Below are 24,682 nucleotides of genomic sequence, written 5' to 3'. Positions count from 1 at the left end.
TCACATCAAATAAAATGGTTATAAGGACTTTCCATGTCATACTGAACTTTCTCATTGGTATGAGAAATACGCAACTGTAGAGGATTCATATATTCTTTCAGATCCTCATAATCTGGTATAAGCTCATCTATTCCATTCTTGTAATTTTTTAAAGCGCTAACCCAAATTGCTCGACGTCGATTAATCCATTCAGCGTCCCATGGACTATCATTGAGAAGTTGCTCCACAGTCCGAAACTCTAGATACCAGGTATACCGAGGATAAGGTGTTATATTCTCATCAGAATAGTGGACTGTCTTTACATTATGGACCGTTATATCACCGGCTTTCACATTTAAGGGGACAAAGTCATCTTTGTACTTATGATAGACTTCATATAATGCATCTCGTGTGAGATGCCCCATATTATGGCTCTCCGGTAAATAGTAAACCGGATTATGATGGGAATCATGTAGGTAAATCGCAAGACTAAATACATTGCTTTTCACCGATTGAAGGGCCAAATCCTGGTGAACGTTAACCGGGATCCCCTCATTGGGAATCTTAATGAGCATATCCTCCCAAGTAGGAACAACCATTTGCGGATCATCAATAAACTCAAGAACAACGGAAAGTAATGAATCGTGCACCAAAGTTTTGAGAAAAATTTCTTCTTTTTCAAACATATATTTAGCTTTATGAATGTGCTGACTCTTATTGATTTTCAAAAGGTCATAAGAAAATTTCTCATTATTCAGTGTACGATCTGTGGCTTCGATTAATTGTTGGACTAACGAGGGCTCTAATGCCTTTGGGATAATAACAAAGCCTTGCTTTTGAAATTCTTCTTTTAATTGAGTCATTGTAGATTCCTTTCCATTTCTATAGCTGATACATAATCTTTAAGAGGAGATAAAAACATCTCCCAAATATTTCTATAAACTGTTCCTACCGCGTCACCCCCATTATGATGGATATGAGCCAAATGGAGAATTTTGAGATCCTTAAAGGATGCAAGAGCCCTAATAATATCAACCCAAAAAGGTAATGAATTCTCTTGTAAACATTGCATCCATACATCAAGGAGTTTAATAAAGTCAGTCTCTGATCTTTTAAAAAGAACGCTTAAGCCCTCCGCCAAAAGATCCTCCGTCATTTTACCGCTCGTCCATAAGCCAAAAAAGTTTGGCTGTATAGCAGGAATGGGTTGATTAAATTTCCAATCTTCACTCGACCATCGTGCGGCTAAAGCATAACGGGATAATAGGTCTTTATTTATTCCACTTCCATGCCACAGGCGAGAATCAAAAAAGACAGCATCTCCTGCCTCTAAAATAAGTTTTTTAGCACGAAGCTTTAAGGAAACATTCGGTTCATAATGGGGAGACCAAAAATCAACAGCGGGTTGAAGAGGCAGCAAATGACTTTCAGGGATAACTTCTAAAGGAGAAGAGTCCTCTGTTATATCATTAAGAGCCACCCACATTGAAAACTCGTACGGATCTTGTGGAGAATAAGAAATATCTTGGTGATAAGGGACAGCCCCCGTGCAATGTGCATTCTTGCAAATAACATTCATTTTTTTTAGGTGAACAGGTCTTTTGATCAATTTGTGTGCTGCTTGACGCAATATTTCTAAAACAACGCGACTTACAGCAGCTGTTACAGGAGAAGGGTCCACCCACCTACTGACTGATGTTAAGTAGTCTTCTTTTAGGCATCCCAACTGTTGCGCACAGGAATCTATTTTAAGCTCTATTATTTGTCTTAAATCTACAGCAGTTTTTCTTGATATAACCCGCTTGACAACAGCATAACCTTCTTCATGAAATTTTTGCGTAATACCCTGGTGATTAATGGTATGAAACTCACTCATGATTTTGTTCCAACAACAAGCTGTAAATGAGGTTTTAGTGATTGATAGCTTTCAATAAAAAAGCCAGCCTCAGATAAAAGCTTTTTCCAATGTGACAAAGTCCTCAATCTTCCGCCTGATTCTACCAACATATTCAAATCTAATAAGCCTCCGGCTGGCTGTAAAGGATCAAGAAACATTTCAAAAAGGTATAGTTTCCCCTGAGAGGACAAAACATCATAAACACGGGGTAAAATTTGACGAACTTCTTCGTCCGGGAAATAATGCATAAACCTTGGCAGCAAAACAACATCCGCTTTCACATTCCAGGGCTTATCCAGCGTATTGAAAATTTGTTGAAGCCTTGGTTTTATGGAATCTTCCAATTTAACATGATAAAGGGGACAATTTTCATTGAGGATAATTCCTTTAAGTGATGGATGTGCTACAAGAATGTCAGTAAGGACAGTAATTGCGGTTTGACCAAGCCCTAAAATAGTTGAATACCTTTCCCAAAGGGGCCAAGTAGAAATATCAGAAAAATCTTCTTCAGCGTACCCTTTCAAAGCAAGGCGAAATACTTGTAAAGATTCTTCATCAGTTGTTACTTCTTTAAACGTCGGATGGTGAAAGATTTCTTTCGTAGTTAATTTCTCTTTTAGACCAGCCCATACTTTTTGGACTTGCGGCCACATGAGACATGCGGATGCCATAAATGCCTGATTCTTGGGAACAAGCAGCTTCCCCTTTTCAGTTAGATTCCACTGTTTATCTTGTTTTTCAAGAATTCCCGTTTCCCAAAGGGCTCGTAAAAACCTCTCCAGGTTTTGTTTAGGCATCAAGTCCCTTGCTGCAATTTCTTCTAATGACCCCGGCAAACTATCTAAAAGGTTTAACTCCACAGCAAGCTTTATGGTTTCCGATTTCCAAAACCCCACAAGATCTCCTGAAAGACTGCCAATATAGTTTTTCTGGGATTTAAAAATTTCTCTTATCGTTTGACCTTCTTCATCGATAACGAGAAGATTCCCCTCAAAGTCTTCAACATGGGCCTGCCCATTGTAAAAGGGTTCTATGTTTAAAAACCGATTTGAATAAGCGGGTGATCCATCCTTTTTGATATGAACCCACCCCCGCTCATCTTTTGCTCGTGCAAACGCTTTATGAAATACATCAAGTTGCAAGTACCAATGAGAATGGATAAAGTTGCCTGCGGCATCAATGTGGCTACTTGTGCCATCATCTCGGCAAACCACACCTATTGCGTCTTTAAAGTCACCCACGTATCGATAGTTCTGAATATAAGGGCGTAGACCATTTCTATTGATATGAAAATAGTTTCCTACTTGATCTCTAACAGGGCAGAACCCTTCTTGAAAGTTCCCACACCAAGTATATCGTTCTCCATAAACAGGGTTACCATTTGGTAAAATGTGGAACCATCCTAACTCTGTTTCAACAGCTGCAAACCCTTCATAAAAGCCAAAAGTCCTTAAAAATCGCTGATCATAGATAGGATTCCCGAATATGTCGATATGATAACTGCCGGTTTTATCCTTAACCGGCGCGTAACCTGGCTCATGAAATTTGAGCACATTATCAAATCTTTTTTCGTAACAAGGCACTTCATCCATACAATGGTGAGTTTCACAACCAGATACTGTTGTTTGTTTCCATAAGGAGTATGGTTCCATATTTCTTACGAGAGCTTTATTCATGCAACGAATGATTCCGCAGGTTTCCTCATATTACAGCCTATACATAATGAATGTTTAAGGTAATTCTGGCGCAAGTCTTGATAGGCCGAGTCTTGCCAAATTTCTTCCATGGTATTCTCATTCAGGTTACCAAACTCTCCGAGACTTAAGCGTTCTTGATCTGGCGCACAACAAGGATTAAACCGCCCTTCTGTATTAACCCATGCTTCTTTTCCAAGAAACGGACAAACCCCTTCAGGCAATAAATTTACTGTCGCATTTTCCTCAAGAGGGTATATATTCTCAAGCAAAATATGTTTTCCATTAGGGAGTAATTGTGTTGCTGCTACCTCAAGAGCTTTTCGTGCTGCTATATTCCAACGCGCAATCGCTTCTGCATTGTGGCGCATTGAAAGTGTTTTGATTTCTTTAAAGTGAGCCCATAGATGGTGACCTTTAATTCGATCGACCCCAAGAGAAAGTCCTAGACGAACAATATCCGCAAGCTCATCCACATTTGTTCCAAGAAAGGTTAATTGAAGAGTAATGCGGCACCAATTTTTACCTTGTTCTGCATGTTCGTCTCGAATACGAATTAGGGTTTTAAGGTTACCAAAATCACGCTCCCATTGAGAGCCGATCATAATTTTTTCTTGTGTTTCTTTCGTGGCCCCATTCCAAGAAATTTTTATATCTGAGCAAACAGGGACTAACAGTTTGGCCCACTCCTCGGCTCCTTTACGCGGAAATGATCCATTTGTGGTTAGATTGAGTTTAACACCAAACTCCTGGCACATATCGATAATTTGCTCAAAATCTTGATAAAGAAGAGGTTCTCCCATTGTAGAGGGGATAATTTCTCGAAGAGGGGAACCTCGTGATTCCTCAAGAATTTTCCGAATAAGATCTATGCTCATCTCCCGCTTTGGAATTCCAGCCGCTACGCGTTCCTTCTTTACATTGCTATGGGGAGAAAAACACTCACACATTACACACTTGAAATTGCAGTGATCTGGGTTTGTATCAAAAGTAATCCGCCATGGTCCTGGTTTTTTAGCCATGCTTTTGCCTTTTTCTTCTAGAGTTTTGTAATAGAGAGACACAACATTCTTTATATGAGTTTTGATTTCTGGGATGTTTCCCGTGGTCGATTGTATGTAACCTTTTTTCCCGAGTTCTATAGCCCACTTGGGATTTTTTACAAGTCTTTCCATTTGATGCGCGAGACTCACCGAATCTCGATGGGCAAACAGCAAGCCATTCTTTTCATGATGCACATACTCACTCATCCCCCCAACATCTGCTGTAATAACTGGCAACCTAACCTGTAAAGCTTCATGAATCACTAGGGGGGAATTTTCAACCCAGATAGAGGGAACAACTATAGCATCAACATGGTTAAATACATCAGTGACAATCTCTTGATTTCTGTATTCAGTTTTCCATTCAATCCGATCTTGAATGTTCATTGGAAATGTAGAAATTATGTTTTTTAAGTTCTGTGTTTCTTCTCGAGGACGACCCCAAATACGAAGCTTACATTCATATTTAATGTGGCTAAAAGCGTGAATAAGATTTTGAATACCTTTGGCGGGAATGTGAGTGCCAATGTAACCAAAAACAAATGGTTCTCCTTCTTTGCGGATTCGTCCTTTTAATCGGTCACAATCAAATCCATAATCCATATAAACAAGTTTGCTTTCCTCAAGACCAAAATCATCCCGATAGCGTTCTAAAAGGTATTGAGAGGGAGCAATAAAGCAATCAACAAGAGGGGCAATTGCCCGAATGTGGTCCATGCGATTTCCGACCCATCTTGTCCAATACTCGTGATCTGTTTCTGCTTCATTTGATGCACCCGAAAAGAACCCCTTAAAGCATTTTTGAGCACATTTTTCATCATCTTGACCATCACATATTTGCCAAGGAATTTCTGAATTTCTTTGAATAAACTGCCCGCGAGGACACATAAGCCAGTAATCATGCAATGTATAGATTAGAGGGATATTCTTTTTTTTAACTCCCTCAAGAATTGAGGTCGAAAGGTGATTCAAATGCCCTATATGAATTACATCGGGCTGAATCCTGGTAAGTAGGTCAGAAAAAAGGCGGTCAATTTCCTCGTGTCGATAACGAGTTTGATTGCGTGTTTTTGGCATATTAATAACATGAAGAAGGATTCTGGGGTCAGAGGGATCTATTTCTGTGTGAAGTTTATAATCGGGCTCAAAATTATTCTCTTGGCGGGTAAACACATGCACTTCATGAGCATCCGCTAACCCTTGACAAAGGGTCTGGCTATAAACCTCAGAACCCGCATTATATCGTGGAGGATAGCCGTGAATTACTTTGAGTATTTTCATCCGAATGCCCTCCTTTTACATGAGTGTTCATTTTTTGTGCTATACCCAAATCTTTTGAATAATTGTGGAGAAGTTGGCTTATCCCCTCTTCAAGAGAAATCGTCGGTCGCCAATTCAATAAGTCCATTGTTTGCGTAGCATCTCCACAAAAATTTGATACATCAAAGGAACGACTAGGGGCCTCAATTATTTCTGATTTGTTTCCCCCTGCCTTATTAGCTATCCTTGCGGCCTCTCTCAAACTTGTGGCGCGACCTGTCGTAAAGTGAAAGGGGGGAAGATTTTGATTCCCTTGGGAGAGTTTTTCTACAATTTTTAATAATCCAGCAACAACATCTCTAACGTGAGTAAAATCGAATGTGTTTTGAGATCCCTCCACTTTTAAGTTTTGACCTGTAGCAGCCGCAATACAAAATGCCGGAATAACACGGTCTTGGTGGTCATTTATAGATCCATATACATTTGAAAACCTTATTATAGCTGTATTTAAACCTCTATCGCGCTCTTCAAGAATTACCTCTTCGGCTGCACTCTTTGAACGACCATAAATATTAACAGGTTTTAAATCAGCGGTTTCCTTAACCGGCAGTACATCTTGATTACCATATACTTCACGACTGCTTGCATAAAGAACCCAGGGACGCTTAAGCGAATTAGACGCACATTTTAATATGTTTTGAGTCCCTTCAAAATTGGTCCTCCAACATAGATCCGGGTCTTTTTCGCCCCAGATCACGCGTGAAACTGCTGCAAGATGTATAATACCATCACAATTGTTTGCGGCCTGATCCAATTTCGTTGAATCTAAAATATCACCATAGTCTGGATGCACACGAGGCCACTTATGATCAAATCCTTGCACAAAGATATTTTGGTTAAGAAGAGCATCCTTTAAGGCATTACCTATAAGACCTTCACACCCGGTCAGCAAAATTTTCAAGATCAACCCACGCAACATAAATTAAAAATAGATTTGAATAATAGGGGGCCTATTAGATAAAGGGAATCTCCTTTTTTAAAAAAAATATTATATCCCCTTAGTAACTAAGTTATCTATCAGTGACATGAAGTCACATGCGGATTATTTATGGCTACCTAATTACTTCCCCAACATCTTTTTTCCTTTCACAAGTCAGATCATTTTTGAACTACAGTTTCTTCTTCATATAATCGATCCATGATTTCTGAAAACGCGCAATGAGCATGGTTGCGCTTTCTAAACAGTTGGAATCTTTCTGCAGATCGTCACCAAGATTTATATTGAGAGGTTCTAGAAGACACGATTTCTCGACAAAGCCTTCCAGTTAAATATGTAATAACTTGGGAAAAAATCGAAGCTGATATTCCTTTTAGAACACTTGTGAAAATAAAAGGGGGGCATGAATATAATTTGTAAGTTGATTATCCTAAAATGTAATTGGGCACCATCAAGCATTAACTTGCGTTGAAGAAACCTACCTCAACTCCCTCCGAAAAGGACTGAACAAGGTGGATAAAGATTTCGCAGAATGGTTTATGGGGTTAAATGCGGTAAAGAAAAAACTATAATTATTTAGCATTAAAGTCACTTAGGTATTCTCTAATAAATCTAAGAACTTTATTTCTGATTTGGTAAACAGTTAGTAATCATCCAAACTTCTAGTTGGCTTTTTAACATCTTATTTTTTAGCTGAACTGCTTTTTGGAATCTATTTTGCAGAACCATCCCTCGGGATTGGTATTTGAGATAAATTTGGAGCAGAAAAAGAAGGAGGTTTTCCTCCAGCAGATGCTTTGGGCGATGGCAATTTGGAGGCAGAGGATTTGGCCCGCTCATCAAGTTTTGGTCTTTCTTGTGACTGCGCAGCTTTTCCTGTACGTTTCCTTATATTTTTTTTACGAGTGCTTCCATCTTGACCCTGCTTAGAGGGAGAGGGAGAGGGAGAGGAAGAGGAAGAGGAAGTAGATGTAGAACTTAAAATTGGGGCTTCTCCTGAAGAAATAGCACCCGAACCGGAAGGATTTTGAGAGGCAGTTGTCACGGATGAACTTGAGTCTAATAAAGGATGTTTTATTGGAGCTGGGACCCTTGAAGCGGGAGGCTTTGGTCGCACACCAATTTTCAACTTTTCACGGCACTCGGTTTTCTCTGTTTCTAATTTTATGAGGAGAAAATATGCTTCACGTGCAACATTTTCTTTAGCTTCAATCTTTGAAGGACCAGTTCCTTCGCAAATAACTTTATCCCCTTCAATGACTCTGTATAAGAAAGGTTGGCACGAAGTGATATTATTAAACTCACAACGATCAAGCCCTTCCAACTTTAAAAACAATTGTAACAATGGGCTAAACTTTGAGGCCTTCTCTTGCCTTAAAAATAAGAAGGCTTTCTTTGCAGCGTCTTCTCTTGCATCAACTTTACTAGGACCTGCGCCGGTTGCAACAACAATACCATCCACTTCAATTTGGCAATTATAGGCGCCTTGAGAAAGTATGGGTTCACCAATTTTATAATTTGAATGCCCTGAAAGCTCAAAAAATTCTTTCAATAAAATTCTATAACTTTTCCCCCCTTGAAGTCCGTCCTCATGAGAAATTGAGGTCGTTTCAAAAAAATGACAGGCCTGTTGTACAGCCATTGTTTTAGCTTCCTCTTGAGAGCTTCCGGTACCTTCACTAATAACCCGACCTTTAAACTTTATCTGCACTCTAAAAAGGCTTTGCGGCGTCACATTTTCAAATTCCCAATTATAGTTTAATATATCAAGATACTCTTTCAGGCGCGTCCTAAATGTCTTGGGGACTATTTCTTGATTCTTTTTTTGCAATAACTCTCTTTTCGCAAGAAAGTTGAGAGCATTACGTGCCGCCTCTTCTTCAGCTTCTTGACTTGTATTCCCCTCCCCTTGCAAAACTCTTCCAATTTGGGCACCTGAAACAATTGCAGAAAAGCTTGGTACTCTATCTGCATTTACTTTAACACATACCTCATATGTGGGCCTATCAGTCCATAGACGTATAAGCTATATAATTCGGCTAGAATTCCTCGTTCTTCCCTGGGAAATAAAGTAACCAGCCGTTCTCTTATGATAAGCCCCAGAACAGAGTCACCCACAAATTCAAGATGCTCAAACTTTAGCTTAGCTGCGTTCAGTCTCTTTGGAACTAATGGGTAAAGAGCATCCCTCAACAATTCTCTGTTACTAAATTTATAATGAATGTGGTCTTCCAAGCCATCGTAGTCAATGTCTTGTGAATTTGAAAATTTTTCTCGCACAAGGAGAAAGCTTTCCTTGGGTTTACTTGAAGCCCCTTCAGGACCAGATATTGAAATCTCCGGTTGCTGTGCAGCCATAGCAGAGCTGCTTAGTGAACAAAATACTAAAAGGATCCACATGCATTTTTTCATTGTTTTTTACTTCTTCCAGAAATCATAAGCAGCTTGCTTAGCTACATCAGGTGTTTCAAAATAAAGTGTATCCTTTCCTTCTTTCAGATAGTCACCTCTGTTAAAACGGACACAGAACCCAGCTTTACCAAATTTTTCACCTGAAAAAACTCTAATCTCCCTCTCAAAAGTTACAGGAACTTGCGCTTGCACAGTTCTGCTTTTTTTCCTTTGCTCAGCGGGTTGTTCATCTACATCAGATGCATCTCGCACTCTAGAGGCTTTCTTTTCTGCTGGCAGCTGTTGCTGAGACCCCTTCTCAATTCGAGATTGGACTAGAAAAGGTGAGTGTGGGATTGCCACGGGCTTTGCTAAAACGAGTTTTCCAAAATTAGTTGCTTCAAAGGAACGAATTAATTCACACGCAATATCCCCTCTTAAAGCAACGGACATCTCAAAGTTATTGGCAACATGGTCAATTTGAGTCACAGCTGAGAGCCAATTGAAAGAACCTTCACAGATGAGATTCCCCGCAATAAGGGTTTTTGCATGAAAATTAGAGTGCGTCATATAGGAAAAATTCGGATAGAGTACAGATAATCCATCTAATTCGGAAAAGATGTCTTTCTGTTCTCCTGGGACACGATCACAAGGGGAAGGAAGGGTAATCAGCTTGATGGCAACACCCCTTTGCTCAAGCTTACTAAGTACCTGCCCAGAGAATGTCGCCCGGAGCTTCTGAAGCCTTATAAAAGGAGAAAATAACAAAACTCTCCCTTCTGCTTTTTCAAGGGCTTCATTCAAAAGTATACCATGAGCTTCTGGTGTTCTTAGAGTATAAAGAAACTGTCCTGTTGCAAATTGATACTCCCCTGTAGAAAAGGCATCTCTATCACCCAAGAACTTTTTTAATCCAAGTTCGTTACCATATTCTAAACTTTGGTAAAAGCGAATCCCCTGCCACACATCGTTAACAAGCCCAAGTGCTAACCCGCCTGTAACAACCAAAGTTCCGTTTGATGAACTCTCTCGGGTATCAGAGAGCCAATTATGAGATCCAATAGCGACAAGAGATTTATCTTTTACAACGCACTTGGAGTGATTTGCGTTTTCTTCAAATTTGGCACAACAAGAAGCTACTGTTTGTAAATCTGCAAAATCTTGTTTTGAATAGAAGGGTCGATTTTCATAATAGATATATACGGCCACTCCACGTTCAGCCACATCTATGATAGCCTGCCCTATACCTTCCCCAAAGAGTCTCTTAGGGGAAACATTGTAGGTGGAAATCATGACCGTGTTTGTTGCCGTTGCGAGGGTATCCTTTAGAAATCGAGTATGATCTGCATCCGTTACCAATCGCGTTGCATTAAGAGGTACATAGGCAGAATCCCGCCTTCCCCCTTCTTCAGAGGCGTGCATAGCGGTAACACTAACCGCAAAAAATAATAAGTATATGTAACGCAACATGACGGGCTCCATGATTAAGCTAAAATTGATTTATTACAGTTTAGATATTACAGTTTAGGAGTTCATAGAGAAGATGTCAAAACGACACGACACATAACTTCAAAATAAGTAAAGGTGGAGCCAAAGTGCTACTAACACTTACACCCCACTAACCACAATCAACCCGTGGAGGTTAATTATGGCTAAAAGCATCTTAGCTCATACTGAGCATATTCTCCCAGAACAGATCAAAAGAATTTGTTTTTCAAGCATCACTTGTTATCTTTCCTTATGAGGTCAGGAAGGCTATGGTCTATGGTTTTGGGAAATGGAACAAGTTGCTTAATACACAATGTATCATCCCCCATTGGGGGCTAAGAGTGATAGTTTCTACAGCTGGCAATCCAGATAAGATTAAAGGGGTAAACGCTACTCACTATAGAACTACTAATCCTTTCACAAAAAGAGAAAAAACACCAAAATTAGTGAAAATAGAAAATTTTGGAATAGAGGTTGGTTCAGAGGACTTAAACTCCTTGAGTTCTTTCCCTAACAAGTCATATAAAACCAAAAATATTATTCTGGGTAGAGACTTTTTAAAGTTTACTTTTAAACTAAATGCGACTCCATAGGAGAGCTCTGCCTAGCAAGCCATGGGGTCATGTGATACAATTGCAACTCACGCTTTTGAACTAACACGTAAAGGGCTGCAAATTCATGCTCGGATGTGAGAATTTTCAGATTCCTCATGAGCTCAATACTTATAGAATAACTCAAGTGGGCACTACGGGTGTCCTTGGCGCAATCGACCATTGGAGCGATATCCTTATGTTTCTATCCCCCGCCTTTCTTTGACCGTATCTTTTTCAAAGTTGGGAGAATGTCTTTTGTGCGGTAATTAATATCGTTAGAAGCAATAAATAGCTCAATAAAATTAGATAATTGATGACTATCCCAAGGCATTATAATGTGAAGTGTATCCTTTTCTTCCTTGAACTTTAGTGATTTTAAAAACAAATATTTACCAGCATTTAAATCTATATACTTTTCAAGTTCTAGATCATCCCAAAAAGCCGCAGAAATTTTTTTACTGAGGACTGCCTCAATGATTTCCTCCCACTTTTCCATGGGTATAATTTGCGCTTTGGGGAAAAGAAGCTTAGCAAAAGCTGCATAAGAAGTTCCTTGCATAACACCAATACTTATTTTAGGATCATTAAAGGTTGATTTAATTTCATCATCTGTAATATTTGATATTTCAGGAAAAGAAGTCCTATTAATTATAAGAGTTTTATAGAGCGTTGCATATCTTTTAGAATATTTAACCTTTGTTGCTCTATTGTAGGTAAAACTTATTTTGGAAATTGCCATATCTGCTTTACAGTTTGAAACGTTGTTAACAACATCATTAAAAGAACTTGTATCTCTTAAGAAAACAACTTTTTCCACACCTAAATTTCTAGCAATTTCTTTAGCAAGATCAATATCAAGCCCTTGAGGTTCTTCTTTACCCTGATCCGAAGCCGTAAAGAAAGGAATTCTTTCGCTTGAAGACATAGCTACTATTAAATATCCCCTATCTAGAATTCTTTTAATATCCGGAGGAGAGGAAATATTTCCTTTTGTACAGCAATAGGCAGAACCATAAACAATAGAAAATGCGATAAATAATGCAGCAACCCTATTGCATAGTCCTATGAAATACATAAATAATTTGGCCATCGACATCACACTCTCACATTATAAGTTTTATCTCTATTTTGTATATTCTCTATTTTTTATATTAAGGGTTTTCTCTCCAATGGCTGTTACACCACAGTTTGCATGAATTGTTGTCAATGTTATCATCTGATCCAGAAACGGGTCTATGATCAGCAGAATTGAAATTGCTAATTCTGGGGGAATACCAAGAGCCAAATAGATAGGATAGAATGCAACAACACCCCCAGGAATTCCCACAGATGAGGCGGCAAAAATTACAGAACCAATAATGGCAATTAAATATCCTTCGAATCCCAAAGCAACCTCGAACATTTGTGAAAATGCCATAATGGTAATAGCTATAAAAACTATGCTTCCTTGAGGGCTAATGGAAAGTCCGACTGGAAAAGTAAGGTCTGAAAATAATTTGTTAACTTTCAGGTGACTTTGCAAACAATTCAAAGCTATAGGCATCGCTATAAAGCTACTTGACGTACTAAACCCAACAACCAAAGCTTCTTTTAATGCATCCATGATTTTTAAAAATGAGACTTTGTAATAAAATTGCATTAGAAAAGTATACAATATAACAAGCATTAAAAGCGCTAGATAGATGACTGAAATCAATATTAATAAATGTTTTATGATAGAAAAACCTAAGTGTGAAATTTGACCAGAAAATATAAAGAACACACCAACAGGTAAAAATCTTATTATTTTTTTTGCTAATACATAAAATGTTTCAAATATAATATCAAAAATTTTCCCCATTGATTTTGCAGACTTGGAAGGCAATGAACCTAACGTTACACCAAATAGTATGCCAAATATAATAACAGAAGCTATATTTCCCTTACTTAAAGATTCAAATATATTTTTGGGTATTATTTTTGACAAAAATTCAATAAATGAATTTTTATCTACATTAAAGGTCACTGAGGAGTTTTCTTTAAAAGAAATCAACGCCTTCCCTAATATAATTTTATCCTCCTCTCCCAATAGACCAGGCTTAGCAATATATCCAACTGCTAACCCCCAAAGAGCCGCTATTAATGCACCTATTATAAATAACAAAAATATTTTACCTACACTCGGGAAATTTGACTTGTGCCGTATTATTTTTTCAAAACTTGAAATAACTGTTACGAGAACTATTGGTATTACGCATAATTGCATTAATGCTAAATAGCTATTTCCGATTGTAACAAAATAATCACCTAAGCCACTTAGGAAGTGTCCAGCTATAGAACCAAGTACTATTGCTAGAATAATATATTTGAATTCGACTAATATATGCTCATCATCTGTTTTGTTTTTCATACGTACCTCAAAACATCCAAATCAAAAGAAGTTCTCTGCAATAACTTGAAAAATCAGTCTCTTATAAAATGACAATAGAACCAAATCTTACCCTTTTTTCAAACAACTCCAGATGCTAGTTTTGCGTTGCGTTACAATCGTTTCCACTACTTTCAAAGTCGATAGGATAGCACCTTGCATCCAGCATGGAGATAACGAGCAATGCTCCCTTGCGAAATAAGATTTTTTTCCTCATCATACAGCTGATACTTTCCTAAAACCGAAATGGTCACATATTTCCTGGGCTTCTCCTTGCCAAACTTTCAAACTTTTTAATTGTTCTGCGACCCTACTATAAGCATGAGAAAGATTAGAGGCTGATTTAGAAGCGGCATTCCCAAATGATTTGAAACTTTTCAAAGCGCTCGTACGAGGAGATATTAAAAATGACCGGTTGAAAATAATGATGAAAACTTCTAGGAACTTACTTTTATTAAACATCCCATGTCTCCTTTTACTCCATTCGTTACTCTTTATAAGATATTATGAAATTTATAATCTTAATTTTTAGTAAAGTTTTCTCTTTGGCAGAGCCTTTTTTTCCGTAAATTTGTTTGGTTCTTTATGTGATCCGGGCTCTTGCCAAGAGCATCCTTTTAACTGAAAATCTGAGTCCTGATAAACCCTGATTAGAATAAGGAAGCAAGGGAGCCCCTCGCCTCCTTCAAACACACATGTTTAAGAGAGACACACTTCGGGTGGCCCAGACTTATGGGAATCTTTTTTGATCAGTTCTTGGAAAATACGCTCAGAATGAGCTATAGTGTCGTTAGCCATGATTAACCTCCACGGGTTGATGTGGTTAGTGGCGTTCAGGTGTTACAAGCACCTGGATGCCACGCTTACTTAACAATGAGGCAAAGAAGAGCACGTAATTTCTCTTAATCTCAAACCTCACCACTACTTTAGGTTGGGTGCCTGAAAGAATCAAGAAAAAATTTGTTACTTTCTTTCAACTCGATAGTTAGAAATAACTTAATAAATGGTGTCTGCCTCTTTCTCCTAATTTTCGTTATAGTATCAAGAAGAATTAAAAACGGAGTCTTTGTAAACATGGATTTGTGCCCTATAGAATCATGTGAGGTAGAAGATAAAGAGAGCTTAAAACAATATAGAGCATGTCTATTAAGGTGGAATAGATGGCTATTTGATGCTCCGCATAATGCTCTCGTAAATCAAATTTTGAGAATGCTGCAATATGATGCCACATTTCGAATGATAAATTTAGCAAGAGAGCTCTCAGTAAATGTTCCAAACGAAAATGTAGGTTTTAATTGGTTATTTCTCCAATCCTATAATTATGGATATGCGTCATCTCAATTAAGTATGATTCGTAAGCTTGCTTGCGACACACGCTCAGATGTCATTTCATTAAGAAGATTAATTATGGATATAACGGAGAACCAGCACCTTTTAACAAGGGAAAATTATGTTTGCTATAATGGCTTGCCATTTGAATCAATGGGCTTGAATAATAACTTACTCTCTGACTTGCGTCATAATCAATTTGACCATCTCTGCAAAGCAACACTAACAAAAGTAAAAAATCGGAAACAAACTGTACCTTTCAAGATCGTTGAAAAGATGCTTAATAAGCTTGGCTCTTGTAATAATTTGGCGCCTGTTGTGAATAAGTTCATTGCACATGCTGACGATGACAAGGGCACGAATAAGAGGTCATACAAAGTTACTCTAAATAGAATATCCCAATGTCATAAAGAAATTTGTCAACTCTTTCAATTTATTAGCGCCCATTTGCTTGGTATAAAGCATTCAGCATTGATGCCAGAATTTCTTGGTAGCGCTTCAATCAATATGGATAAGGCCTTCTGCCTTACAGCAAACCTTGATACACTTGATAAATTTTGGGCCGAACACGAGAACACCCTTAAATCATGGGATCGAGAAATTTCTTCAGGAAAATGGTTTAAATAAACAGATATAACTTCGTCAAAAACAGACACAATCCTTATCAACTGCTTCCGATATGCTTCCGGATTTATTTTAAGTTTTTTCAAATGGCTCGTAATCCGCAGAATTCCTGGTGCTGAAGAGAGGAATCGAACCTCCGACCTACTGATTACGAATCAGTTATGGTTTAAACCCACTATTCCTTGAAATCCCTTGAATTTGGCTTTATTTATAGCGTGCAAGGGAATTATACAGTGCGCTCAAAAGCCCCAAAATACCCCTTTATACCCGTAAATTCTCTCTCTGTTGCCGACAATTTGCCGACAATTTTTTGATGTCAAAGTGAGGGATATTATGGTATATAGAGCTACCTTACCGATAATTTAAGGATTTTGACATGCCAAAGTTAACAAAGCGTTTTATAGACGCCATAGTACCTGATTCCAAAAAAACCCTCAAATTTTGGGATGACGAAGTTAGACGGTTTGGGGTAATTGTTCTTCCAAGCGGCAGACGAACATACTGTATTGAATATAGGAATGCTAATCATGTTCAAAAACGTCTTAAGATTGGCGTTCATGGCCAATTAACACCTGAAGAAGCAAGGATTTTGGCAAAAAGGCAATTAAGCAAGGTTACTTTTGGAGAGGACTTGGCACATACCAACAAGCAGATTCGCAACCTTCCGACCTTTGCAGACCTTGCAAAGGATTACATTGAGCGTCATGCCATTAGAAAAAGAGACAAAAGTCTCAAAGAAGATCAGAGACTCTTAAAAAACCATCTTCTTCCAGCTTTCGGATCCATAAAAGTTACTGCAATAACTCGTCGAGACATTGAAGATCTTCATAAACATCTTGGGAAAAAGCCATATCAAGCCAACCGGGTTATCGCTCTCGTATCCAAAATGTTCTCACTTGCTATATCCTGGGGATGGTGCAAAGAGAATCCCGTAATAGGAATCCAGAAGTATCAAGAAGAAAAACGTGATCGTTGGTTGAGTGAGGACGAGACCCAACGTCTATGGACGGCTCTCGATAAGTATCCTCAACACTTAACTGCCTATATTTTTAAATTCTTGCTACTAACGGGAGCTCGCAAAGGTGAGGTAATGCAAGCAACCTGGAATCAATTTGATCTAGAAAAGGGAATCTGGACAAAACCTTCCCATCTTACCAAGCAAAAGAAGACTGAGTATTTGCCCCTATCCGGCAAAGCTTTAAGCGTTCTACAAGAAATAAAAAAGATACATGGGGAGATGAATGCCCAAATGAAATCTAAGCCCAATAATTACGTTTTTCCAGGACGAGTAGATGGCCAACCAATCAAAGAGGTCCAGAGTTTTTGGAAAACAGTTCTCAAAGACGCAAAATTGGAAAACGTTCGTATCCATGATTTGCGTCATACACATGCCTCTTACTTAGTTTCTAAAGGGCTCAGCCTGAGTATTGTTGGAAAACTCTTAGGACATACACAAGCATCAACTACGCAACGCTATGCCCATCTCGCCGATGAACCTTTGCGCCAAGCAGCGGAACTATTTAGCGACCAAATCTATACCGTTACTTAACCTCACCATTAAGCCAGTCAAAAAATTGGGAAAGCTCATCCCAATATAATTCAAAACTTGGCAAAACACTGACTTGATAAGAGAGTTGGTCATCCCATCCAGCACCACAAAAGTCTTTCTGTTCACTAAGTATTTTATAAGTTGGGATGGTTATGTTCTTAAAATCACACTTTAGAGCCATAACTCTTTTAACCTCAGGAGCTATTCCCTGGGATTCTTTGCTTCGATAAAGATGTATAACATCATATAAATCTCGGGGACGTGTCCGGTCTGATAGCGCTCTAATTTTCTCGGCGAATAGCTCAACAAAAGAATAACATGGTATATGACTATTGCCTGACAGAACATCTGAGAACCCATGTTTAACTTTATTTAGTGCTGATGGCTCCACAAGATATTCGTCTGCCATCAGATCGATTTTAATACGAGGGATTTGTCTAGGTGATTTGGGTGCTATGGGACCATTATAGAAAATTTTGCCTTCACAACATAGCTTCCCACGCGGATTTTTATAGAATTCAAATTCCAGTCTTTCTTCGGGTATTCTAATGCCAGAATTCTTATGAATCCATTTGCTGATTTGGGCAAAGTTTGTCTCTAAAAACTCCTTATCCAAATGAGCTGCATCCTTTAAGGTAAAATCCAGATCTTCCGACATACGATAGGAATCAAAGTAACATTTCTTTAAACACGTTCCCCCTTTAAAAACCCAGTTATCAAACAGAGTTTTGTTTTGATAAATGCCAGCTAAAATCCATCCAAGGACGTAGTCTTTTTCAACAATATGGGGGTTAAGTTTTGCAACTCTAGCGGCTTCCAAAATTTCTCTCTTATCTATCATTTGAATTCCTCAAAACTGTAACGTGCTCGGTACAATGAGCTGCCATCTACGGACTAGGCGTCCTTTTTTATGGGATGGGTCAATATAGGATGCACCTTTAGTGATCTCTGCCATACATATCCTTGTAAGGTCATGTTTACTCCCTAGGATATTTTCACATATGAAGCCAAGTCTCTTAAAAATAACCCCATTACCTATTCGTTTTGCATAAGAGACAAGACGCAAAGCATCAAATTCCCTACTCTTTGCGTAAGCCTTGAAACAATCTATCGTATGCTGAATGCCTCCACCCAATTTCACTCTATAGAGCATATCTAGAATCGTCTTATGTGGATCTGATATAAGCACTTTCTTGCTTCCAATCCACACAACTTCTGTTCCAAAATTCATCTCTTTGGGAATATGAACTATGAAAAAGGAAACACCGAGGTATTCATGCTTGTTTGTTGGCGTCCTTTTTTCTGAAAGAACACAAATGTGCTGAAATACTTGCTCCGTAAAATCCCAATGTTCTGCAGCTGACCATCCTCCTATGTAGCCGGGTGAAAAGATTTCTGGCACAAGAAGCCATATGTTTTCAAGAGGTTGATCTGGGCTGGCAGCATCCAGTGGCACTATGGTATAGAGCCCACGACAAACACGCTTTACCCACCCCTGTTTTGTCCAACGAGACAATGTTTTAGAAGCATCATTAGGGGTGATATTAAGGGACTTGGCGGCTTCTTTGACATGAAAGGTGGGTCCCAATTCATGAGCCAATTGCCTGATATGTGATTTTTGAGTCATGGAGCACCTATTAACATATATTTTATCAAAATTCATTATTTTGATGAATTCATAAATATTTTATATCACTTTTCGGATATGTTTGCTATATTTTTTGCTTACATATTCGTTTTTTTGATGAATTAACTGTATTTTTATATCAATTTAATGATATCTAGGGTTAAGATCATAGAGGATTAGGATAGTGCGAATCTTTGTAGAAGTATCATTCATTTTGGATGACACGGATAAAACCCACAAGAAATAACGTTTTAGCAAACTTTTTGCAAAATTTTTCTTGCTTCTTGTTCTCTCATAAATTAATCTACAAGAGAGGGTCTAAGAATCAACTAGGTAAGACTTAACTTTTTTCTTTTCCTCAATTAAGCGCGACGCACGGATGCTGAAACACCCGTACGCCGCTAACCACAACTAACTGCAAAGGAAGTTAATCATGGCTAAAATGACTATAGCTCAAGACGAGCAATTTTTCCAAGCAAGAGAAGATTTCAAAACATATAAATCTCGCATCGTCAGAGGTATATCCCCTTAAAACATATTCGAATAATCGAGGCTAGGACAAGATCAAAGCTTGTTTATAGCATTATTTTGATGTTTTTAAGGGCAACTCTCACGGGCTCAAAGGTAATCTCATGCCATTTTATGGGTATGTCTTGAACTTCTCATGACCTACTCTCGGGCCCGTACATCTCTCTTTTCCTTAAAAACGTCAGCAATACTCTATGGCTTCAAAAACCTATTTTTTAAGGAATGGAATTTTCGATGATACAAATATTTGACGAAAAACACCGCAGAATTGGGAAGTTCAAGAGCTTTAATGACGTTATGGATTTTTTTAATAGCCAAGAGAATATAAAAGTTTTAGATCCCAACAGCCTTCGCAGCCAAGGGAAATGGAACTTTGTCTACTACTCCCATAGAAGACTCTCAGCCCTTTATGAGGATCAGCGAATCAAGTGCACCGAGATCGAGCATGAGGCCTGCATCAACCATTTGGACTTAATTGAGATTTATACGGGAGACCTAACTCCACAACAATTGATTGTCACAACTGAACTTGATGTGGCAGAGGTCATTAAAAACTGGTGCTTTGATTATTGCTACGCCATGAAGTATGTTCTATTGGAAACGATTTTAGGAACGCTTGACGAGGAAGGAACTGAATCAGAATTTTAAGACTTTCCTCTGTTTAGGGTTTTCATATAGGGAATCTAAGATGTGGGGGTTTAGGAAGATAAAGCTTTCTTTCCTCTCTCACGCCACAAAAGTTTTAGTGCATCGTCTTCTTGAAGCGCTTGCGTAAGATCGCAAAATGCCCCTATGAGGGTTGCGACGGCATCAAAATGTAACTCATTTTTCTGAAGATCATCACCTAAATGAAGGTTTAACATCGCCAATAGTCCGGCTTTCTCCACCAATCCACCGGCTTGTATTAGAGTTCGCGTTCGGCTTTTGCGTAAACTCATGCTGTCGAGCCCTTTCCTATATAATTGCCTTTCCTGTTTCTGGTGGTAGCACTGTCTGAGTTGCTTGATTTTTTGAGTTAGCTTGCTTTTTTTTCTCATATTTATTTTTTGCTCTGAACAGAAATTTTTGTCCGGCGACTTGCCATGCCTCCACTTTGCTTGAGGAGTCTTGGATAATATTATCCACATTTAAAAGCATTCCAGTCAGCACCGGAAGATCAATCCCCTTTTGTGTGAGATCTTTCACCAAATTTGAGACGACGCCGATATATTTATCTTCAATTTGATGTTGTTGTTCAGTAAGTTTGTTAATTGTGGCTTTAAGCTTCTCTAAGATTGGATCCACTATTTTTCTCCTATCTATCGGTTATATAAGAAGTTTTTTAGTTAGGGGATTATACCATCCCCTAACACCCCTGTTGCGTCTTTTATTGTGTATGTAGTATATCAAAATATATAATTTTGTTCTATCGTTCTCTTTGAAAATTTCAAAGTGCGCGCTTACACATTGTGTTGCAATATCGCTTATTCGCAAGCGACATATCTTATAAATTTTGTTAAATTCATGTACAATGAAGTTATGGCAAATTACCATCTCACGGTTAAGGTTTTCTCAAGGAATGGTGGGCGTTCATGCGTCTCTGCGCTTGCCTATCGATCTGCGTCAATGCTGATAGATCAAGGTAATGGTGAAACCTATGATTATAGAAATAAACATAATGTAGAAAACGTTGAAATATTATTTTCAAAATATGCACCATTGTGGATACAAGAACTTTCAGAAGAATGTAAAACGTCTCGTCAAACTGCATTACAGAAATTGTCAGATATTTTTGAAGGTGTTGAGAAACGTAAAGATGCGAGAGTCTATCGAGAGATCGAATTCTCTTTGCCTCGAGAACTTACCAAAGAACAAAATATTGAATGGGCGCGAAAATATATTCATGACACTTGTGTATCCAAGGGCATGCTCGCCATCATGAATTACCACTTTGAGATTGATGAGAAGACAGGGGAAGAAAAACCTCATTGTCATGTACTCCTCTCTACGCGTGCATTAACAGAAGAAGGTTTTAGCTCTCATAAAGTCAGAGATTGGGATAAGACAGAAATGGTTGAAGAATGGCGTGAACAATATGCCATGTATCAAAATGCTGCTTTGAGGGAGCATGGGTTCGACATTCGTGTAGATCATAGATCTTATATTGATAGAGATTTAGACTTGGAACCCCAACCGAAGCTGGGAGTGTCTCCCCATGATAAGAATCACCGCACTCACAAAGTTGACAAGATGGAAATGTTTGATATTGTGAGGTTGAAGAATCAATTCAAGATTCTCAAGAACCCGGAACTTGTATTGTCCATTGTCACATCGAATCATTCCACATTTACAGCAAAAGACATTGCCAAGGTCTTGAATCGGTATATTGATGATCCAGAGCAATTTCAAGACCTCTATAACCGGCTCAAGACATCGATTGAGTTGGTGCAATTGGATATGTATAAGGGGGAAGAAGTTTTTACAACACGAGAAATGTTGCGCGTTGAAACGGGCCTAGTACAAAGAGCTGAAAATTTTGCAGCACAAAGAACACATCCAGTTGATATCGTGTATGTGGAAAGTGCGATTGCTGCTCAAAACAAGTTGCTAGAGCCCTATGGAGGATTGAGTATTGATCAACACAAGGCCATCCGCCATATGCTCTCCAGCGAACAAATATCTTGTGTGGTAGGATTTGCAGGCGCGGGAAAGACAACGTCTCTTGAAGCAGCGAAGGATGCTTGGGAACAAGCGGGATACAAGGTCATCGGATTGGCGCCCACAGGGCGCGCGGCCGACAATATGGCTCAGTGTGGGATACGCTCTATGACGGTCCATAAGTTTTTATGGGCGCAAGAACAAGGACGTGAACGGGTATCGAACAAATCTGTGATTGTTCTTGATGAAGCTGGGATGGTGGACAGCAGAAGATTCGCCCAACTCCTGCATATTACTGAACAAGCTGGTGCCAAGATTGTCCCCATGGGGGATGCCAACCAGCTGCAAGCCATCGAAGCTGGTCCCGCATTTCGTCTGTTGACAAACCGTGTAGAACCAGCTGTTCTTGAGACCATTGTTCGTCAACAAGAGGATTGGCAGCGGGATGCAACACGCCTCTTTGGGAGTCTTAACACCCGAAAAGCTCTGGAGATTTACCAGGATAAAGGCATCTTTAAAACCATTGATGAATCCCCGGGAAAGGAAAGGGATGCGCTTGAGAGGTTTTGCTTGGCGCGTCAGGTATCGGGGCGGATTTGGAGGGAGATGCAGAATGATATAAATAGGGAGGTACAACGCGATATTAATGATCAAAAGACCGATGTCAATCATCCTGATATCTCTCTGCATTGTGAGTGGCAGAAAATCCGGCAAGACGCCGTACAGGATATTCTTCTGAACCTTGACCAATATGCGGATAAATTAGAGCACCACGGGGTTTATATGAATAATCTCCGGACGCTTAAATATGATTATGATAAAGCCACAGAGCCATCCCAACACCAAGCGCTCATCAAACGGGTCGAAAACACCCTGCGCCCCATGAGTTATGACACCGTGGCGGATACGCGGCTCGAGACGAAGCAGGCCATGATCGTGGCATGGGCTAGGAGTCGAGAGGCCAACCTTTCTCAATCACATATCATGTTAGCTTTCACAAACAAAGATGTATCGAGTTTAAACCAACAAGCCCGCAATATGATGCGTGCGCAAGGAGTAGTTACAGGAAAAGATTTTACCTACAAGACCTGTCACCTATCTCACGATGATTTTGGGAAGGAGATCGAAACATACGAGAATAAGACTTTTGCTGAGGGAGACCGTCTTCTATTTACGCGGAATGATAATGGGCTAAAAGTTAAGAATGGGACACTGGGGACGATTGTAAAGATTGATCAGAATAACATTACGGTTAAAACCGATGACTCTGATAAGGTTGTGTCATTTGCTCCTAAACTCTATCCCTATATCGATAATGGTTGGGCAACCACAATCCATAAAACTCAAGGCATAAGTGTCGATCATGTGAAGATGCTCGCGTCCTACGAACAGTATCGTAATCTCACTTATGTTGGTATGAGCCGTCATCGTCAAACGCTTGAGGTCTTTGGGTCTTCCCTAGACTTCTGGCGTCCTGAGAAGTACGTCGATCGTCTATCGCGTATTCAAGAAAAGATATCGGGCTTGGACTATCTCAATGAAAATGAGGTTCAAATACAGCTTAAAGCCGATGTGAAGATTCTGTGGTCAGCCCAAAAACTACAGCAAGGACGTGACTTGTGGAACGCTGTGAAAGTCACAGCTAAGGAAGCACTTACAAAATTTTTGTATGAACCAGTAGAAACAAAGCCCCCACAAGAGCCTTATCGCTCGTTTGATCATTCGGAGGAAAAGCGTTCGAATGATTTGTTTAAAATTAGCGAAGGGCTATCTGAAGCACGCTCTAAGTTTGAAGTGGAGAACCATGAAAAGTACCAAGCGGTGTGCCAGTTCTTTCACTTCTCTGAACGATATGGACGCAATCCAACCGATGCCGATAAGGGTACCATCAGCAAAATGGCTGAGCAACTCACCAAGATCGCGGGGGAGTTGTTTGTAGAACAAGCCATCAAAGACCATAGTTTTCCAACAACTGCTGATATTTCCATCAAGGCCTATGAGGAATTCTCAGCCCAACTTCAAAAAGAAAAGCCCCAAGGAGATACACCAGAATCAAAAACTCAAATGCAGCAAGAGAAACAAATACAAGAACAACAGGAAATAATGCAAAGGGAACAGATCAGACAACATCTTAAGGTTTGAGGTAATCATTGCAAGAAGATACCAACTAGAGTTTGTTGCTTAACTGAGCATTGAGACATTATGGCTGAACACGCTCTTTTAAATTCCTGGAGGTATCCAATATTGTTGAGTAAAATTAAGAGTTAATATTTTTTGTGGGTCTATCAATATGGTTCCAAATTTACACTCTATGCTTTTTTCCATAATAAAATCAACAATACACCAATCTGATGTATGATTAAAAAAATAAGATAATTTGGAGTCATTAATTGCTTTAATATCCAATCTGGGATCTACCTCAGCGACGCTCACTTCCCAAATTTCCCCATCATTTTGAAAAGTAAATTTTTGTTCTGCAAAAAGTTTATTATAGTGATTTTTAATTAAATCTGGGGCTGTCCTAGATAACGCCAAGAAGTGTTATAAAGGGTTGCATGAGAAAGAGTCGAATAAGTTGGTCTAAGCAATTACGGTTAATGGAGCATTTTGTTGCAGGAACAACTGCCCGGTGTGCATCT

The 24,682-nt window shown here is 39.1% G+C and carries 21 protein-coding genes and 1 tRNA gene; 6 read left to right on the top strand and 16 right to left on the bottom strand.

Going from position 1 to position 24,682, the window contains the following annotated elements; translation table 11 throughout:
• Positions 1–5: 5 nt before the first annotated feature.
• From FJX03_02970 to FJX03_02935, 8 genes are all read right to left on the bottom strand, one after another.
• Positions 6–842, bottom strand: a complete 837-nt coding sequence (locus tag FJX03_02970; protein ID MBM3632655.1) for a phytanoyl-CoA dioxygenase family protein — start codon at positions 840–842, stop codon at positions 6–8.
• Positions 839–1,855, bottom strand: coding sequence for a phytanoyl-CoA dioxygenase family protein (locus FJX03_02965; GenBank protein MBM3632654.1), 1,017 nt, complete (start codon positions 1,853–1,855; stop codon positions 839–841). Before FJX03_02965 ends, FJX03_02970 begins: the two co-directional genes overlap by 4 nt.
• The gene (locus FJX03_02960; protein ID MBM3632653.1) at positions 1,852–3,552 is read right to left on the bottom strand and encodes a hypothetical protein; all 1,701 of its coding nucleotides are present in this window, start codon (positions 3,550–3,552) and stop codon (positions 1,852–1,854) included. Before FJX03_02960 ends, FJX03_02965 begins: the two co-directional genes overlap by 4 nt.
• The gene (locus FJX03_02955; GenBank protein MBM3632652.1) at positions 3,549–5,894 is read right to left on the bottom strand and encodes a glycosyltransferase; all 2,346 of its coding nucleotides are present in this window, start codon (positions 5,892–5,894) and stop codon (positions 3,549–3,551) included. Before FJX03_02955 ends, FJX03_02960 begins: the two co-directional genes overlap by 4 nt.
• Positions 5,851–6,852, bottom strand: a complete 1,002-nt coding sequence (locus FJX03_02950; protein MBM3632651.1) for an NAD(P)-dependent oxidoreductase — start codon at positions 6,850–6,852, stop codon at positions 5,851–5,853. The genes FJX03_02955 and FJX03_02950 overlap by 44 nt, the downstream gene beginning before the upstream one ends.
• A gap of 730 nt (positions 6,853–7,582) precedes the next feature.
• On the bottom strand, positions 7,583–8,893 hold the full coding sequence (locus FJX03_02945; protein MBM3632650.1) for a hypothetical protein: 1,311 nt from the start codon (positions 8,891–8,893) through the stop codon (positions 7,583–7,585).
• Entirely contained in the window at positions 8,845–9,228 is a 384-nt protein-coding gene (locus FJX03_02940) for a hypothetical protein (GenBank protein MBM3632649.1), read from the bottom strand. Before FJX03_02940 ends, FJX03_02945 begins: the two co-directional genes overlap by 49 nt.
• A 60-nt stretch (positions 9,229–9,288) precedes the next feature.
• Positions 9,289–10,743 carry a hypothetical protein gene (locus FJX03_02935; GenBank protein MBM3632648.1) on the bottom strand — a complete coding sequence of 485 codons (1,455 nt, stop codon included), beginning with the start codon at positions 10,741–10,743 and terminating at the stop codon, positions 9,289–9,291.
• Positions 10,744–11,018: 275 nt separating this feature from the next.
• On the opposite strand from FJX03_02935, the gene FJX03_02930 reads away from it, so the two are divergent.
• Complete coding sequence (locus FJX03_02930; GenBank protein MBM3632647.1) at positions 11,019–11,342, top strand: hypothetical protein; 324 nt, start codon at positions 11,019–11,021, stop codon at positions 11,340–11,342.
• A 202-nt stretch (positions 11,343–11,544) separates the two neighbouring features.
• Here the strand turns inward: FJX03_02930 and FJX03_02925 are convergent, their stop codons facing one another.
• The 3 genes from FJX03_02925 to FJX03_02915 all read right to left on the bottom strand — a co-directional run bounded on the left by FJX03_02925 (position 11,545) and on the right by FJX03_02915 (position 14,211).
• Entirely contained in the window at positions 11,545–12,438 is an 894-nt protein-coding gene (locus FJX03_02925; protein ID MBM3632646.1) for a transporter substrate-binding domain-containing protein, read from the bottom strand.
• 27 nt (positions 12,439–12,465) lie between these two features.
• The gene (locus FJX03_02920; GenBank protein ID MBM3632645.1) at positions 12,466–13,731 is read right to left on the bottom strand and encodes a dicarboxylate/amino acid:cation symporter; all 1,266 of its coding nucleotides are present in this window, start codon (positions 13,729–13,731) and stop codon (positions 12,466–12,468) included.
• Positions 13,732–13,965: 234 nt separating this feature from the next.
• The gene (locus FJX03_02915; GenBank protein ID MBM3632644.1) at positions 13,966–14,211 is read right to left on the bottom strand and encodes a hypothetical protein; all 246 of its coding nucleotides are present in this window, start codon (positions 14,209–14,211) and stop codon (positions 13,966–13,968) included.
• Between the two features lie 612 nt (positions 14,212–14,823).
• Between FJX03_02915 and FJX03_02910 the strand changes: the two genes are divergently transcribed.
• On the top strand, positions 14,824–15,705 hold the full coding sequence (locus FJX03_02910; protein MBM3632643.1) for a hypothetical protein: 882 nt from the start codon (positions 14,824–14,826) through the stop codon (positions 15,703–15,705).
• A gap of 107 nt (positions 15,706–15,812) precedes the next feature.
• Here FJX03_02910 and FJX03_02905 read toward each other — a convergent pair.
• Positions 15,813–15,887: transfer RNA gene (locus tag FJX03_02905), tRNA-Thr, on the bottom strand.
• Between the two features lie 191 nt (positions 15,888–16,078).
• Here FJX03_02905 and FJX03_02900 point away from each other — a divergent pair.
• Positions 16,079–17,251 (top strand): DUF4102 domain-containing protein, encoded by a 1,173-nt coding sequence (locus tag FJX03_02900; GenBank protein MBM3632642.1) that lies wholly within the window; start codon positions 16,079–16,081, stop codon positions 17,249–17,251.
• Here FJX03_02900 and FJX03_02895 read toward each other — a convergent pair.
• Positions 17,244–18,092: a nucleotidyl transferase AbiEii/AbiGii toxin family protein gene (locus FJX03_02895; protein ID MBM3632641.1), complete on the bottom strand. Its 849-nt coding sequence runs from the start codon at positions 18,090–18,092 to the stop codon at positions 17,244–17,246. The genes FJX03_02900 and FJX03_02895 overlap by 8 nt on opposite strands.
• A 9-nt stretch (positions 18,093–18,101) precedes the next feature.
• Positions 18,102–18,914, bottom strand: a complete 813-nt coding sequence (locus tag FJX03_02890) for a hypothetical protein (GenBank protein MBM3632640.1) — start codon at positions 18,912–18,914, stop codon at positions 18,102–18,104.
• Positions 18,915–19,640: 726 nt separating this feature from the next.
• On the opposite strand from FJX03_02890, the gene FJX03_02885 reads away from it, so the two are divergent.
• Positions 19,641–20,054, top strand: a complete 414-nt coding sequence (locus tag FJX03_02885; protein MBM3632639.1) for a hypothetical protein — start codon at positions 19,641–19,643, stop codon at positions 20,052–20,054.
• A 50-nt stretch (positions 20,055–20,104) separates the two neighbouring features.
• On the opposite strand, the gene FJX03_02880 is transcribed toward FJX03_02885, so the two are convergent.
• The gene (locus FJX03_02880; protein ID MBM3632638.1) at positions 20,105–20,344 is read right to left on the bottom strand and encodes a conjugal transfer protein TraD; all 240 of its coding nucleotides are present in this window, start codon (positions 20,342–20,344) and stop codon (positions 20,105–20,107) included.
• 16 nt (positions 20,345–20,360) lie between these two features.
• The gene (locus FJX03_02875; protein MBM3632637.1) at positions 20,361–20,690 is read right to left on the bottom strand and encodes a hypothetical protein; all 330 of its coding nucleotides are present in this window, start codon (positions 20,688–20,690) and stop codon (positions 20,361–20,363) included.
• A 219-nt stretch (positions 20,691–20,909) separates the two neighbouring features.
• On the opposite strand from FJX03_02875, the gene FJX03_02870 reads away from it, so the two are divergent.
• Both FJX03_02870 and FJX03_02865 read left to right on the top strand, forming a co-directional pair.
• On the top strand, positions 20,910–24,185 hold the full coding sequence (locus FJX03_02870; protein MBM3632636.1) for a hypothetical protein: 3,276 nt from the start codon (positions 20,910–20,912) through the stop codon (positions 24,183–24,185).
• Between the two features lie 413 nt (positions 24,186–24,598).
• The coding region (locus tag FJX03_02865) for an IS1595 family transposase (GenBank protein MBM3632635.1) at positions 24,599–24,682 on the top strand (84 nt) is incomplete at its 3' end.

The sequence above is a fragment of the Alphaproteobacteria bacterium genome (genome assembly GCA_016870095.1).
In the GTDB taxonomy this organism is placed as follows: Bacteria; Pseudomonadota; Alphaproteobacteria; order Paracaedibacterales; family VGCI01; genus VGCI01.
This window is presented reverse-complemented; position numbering and strand designations above follow the sequence as displayed.

Coding starts and splice junctions, on each gene's coding strand:
- FJX03_02880 (MBM3632638.1), bottom strand. CDS start 20,344: ATGAGTTTACGCAAAAGCCGAACGCGAACTCTAATACAAGCCGGTGGA.
- FJX03_02910 (MBM3632643.1), top strand. CDS start 14,824: ATGGATTTGTGCCCTATAGAATCATGTGAGGTAGAAGATAAAGAGAGC.
- FJX03_02965 (MBM3632654.1), bottom strand. CDS start 1,855: ATGAGTGAGTTTCATACCATTAATCACCAGGGTATTACGCAAAAATTT.
- FJX03_02960 (MBM3632653.1), bottom strand. CDS start 3,552: ATGAATAAAGCTCTCGTAAGAAATATGGAACCATACTCCTTATGGAAA.
- FJX03_02935 (MBM3632648.1), bottom strand. CDS start 10,743: ATGGAGCCCGTCATGTTGCGTTACATATACTTATTATTTTTTGCGGTT.
- FJX03_02955 (MBM3632652.1), bottom strand. CDS start 5,894: ATGAAAATACTCAAAGTAATTCACGGCTATCCTCCACGATATAATGCG.
- FJX03_02885 (MBM3632639.1), top strand. CDS start 19,641: ATGATACAAATATTTGACGAAAAACACCGCAGAATTGGGAAGTTCAAG.
- FJX03_02900 (MBM3632642.1), top strand. CDS start 16,079: ATGCCAAAGTTAACAAAGCGTTTTATAGACGCCATAGTACCTGATTCC.
- FJX03_02915 (MBM3632644.1), bottom strand. CDS start 14,211: ATGTTTAATAAAAGTAAGTTCCTAGAAGTTTTCATCATTATTTTCAAC.
- FJX03_02890 (MBM3632640.1), bottom strand. CDS start 18,914: ATGAATTTTGATAAAATATATGTTAATAGGTGCTCCATGACTCAAAAA.
- FJX03_02970 (MBM3632655.1), bottom strand. CDS start 842: ATGACTCAATTAAAAGAAGAATTTCAAAAGCAAGGCTTTGTTATTATC.
- FJX03_02920 (MBM3632645.1), bottom strand. CDS start 13,731: ATGAAAAACAAAACAGATGATGAGCATATATTAGTCGAATTCAAATAT.
- FJX03_02940 (MBM3632649.1), bottom strand. CDS start 9,228: ATGGCTGCACAGCAACCGGAGATTTCAATATCTGGTCCTGAAGGGGCT.
- FJX03_02870 (MBM3632636.1), top strand. CDS start 20,910: ATGTACAATGAAGTTATGGCAAATTACCATCTCACGGTTAAGGTTTTC.
- FJX03_02930 (MBM3632647.1), top strand. CDS start 11,019: ATGGTCTATGGTTTTGGGAAATGGAACAAGTTGCTTAATACACAATGT.
- FJX03_02950 (MBM3632651.1), bottom strand. CDS start 6,852: ATGTTGCGTGGGTTGATCTTGAAAATTTTGCTGACCGGGTGTGAAGGT.
- FJX03_02925 (MBM3632646.1), bottom strand. CDS start 12,438: ATGTCGATGGCCAAATTATTTATGTATTTCATAGGACTATGCAATAGG.
- FJX03_02895 (MBM3632641.1), bottom strand. CDS start 18,092: ATGATAGATAAGAGAGAAATTTTGGAAGCCGCTAGAGTTGCAAAACTT.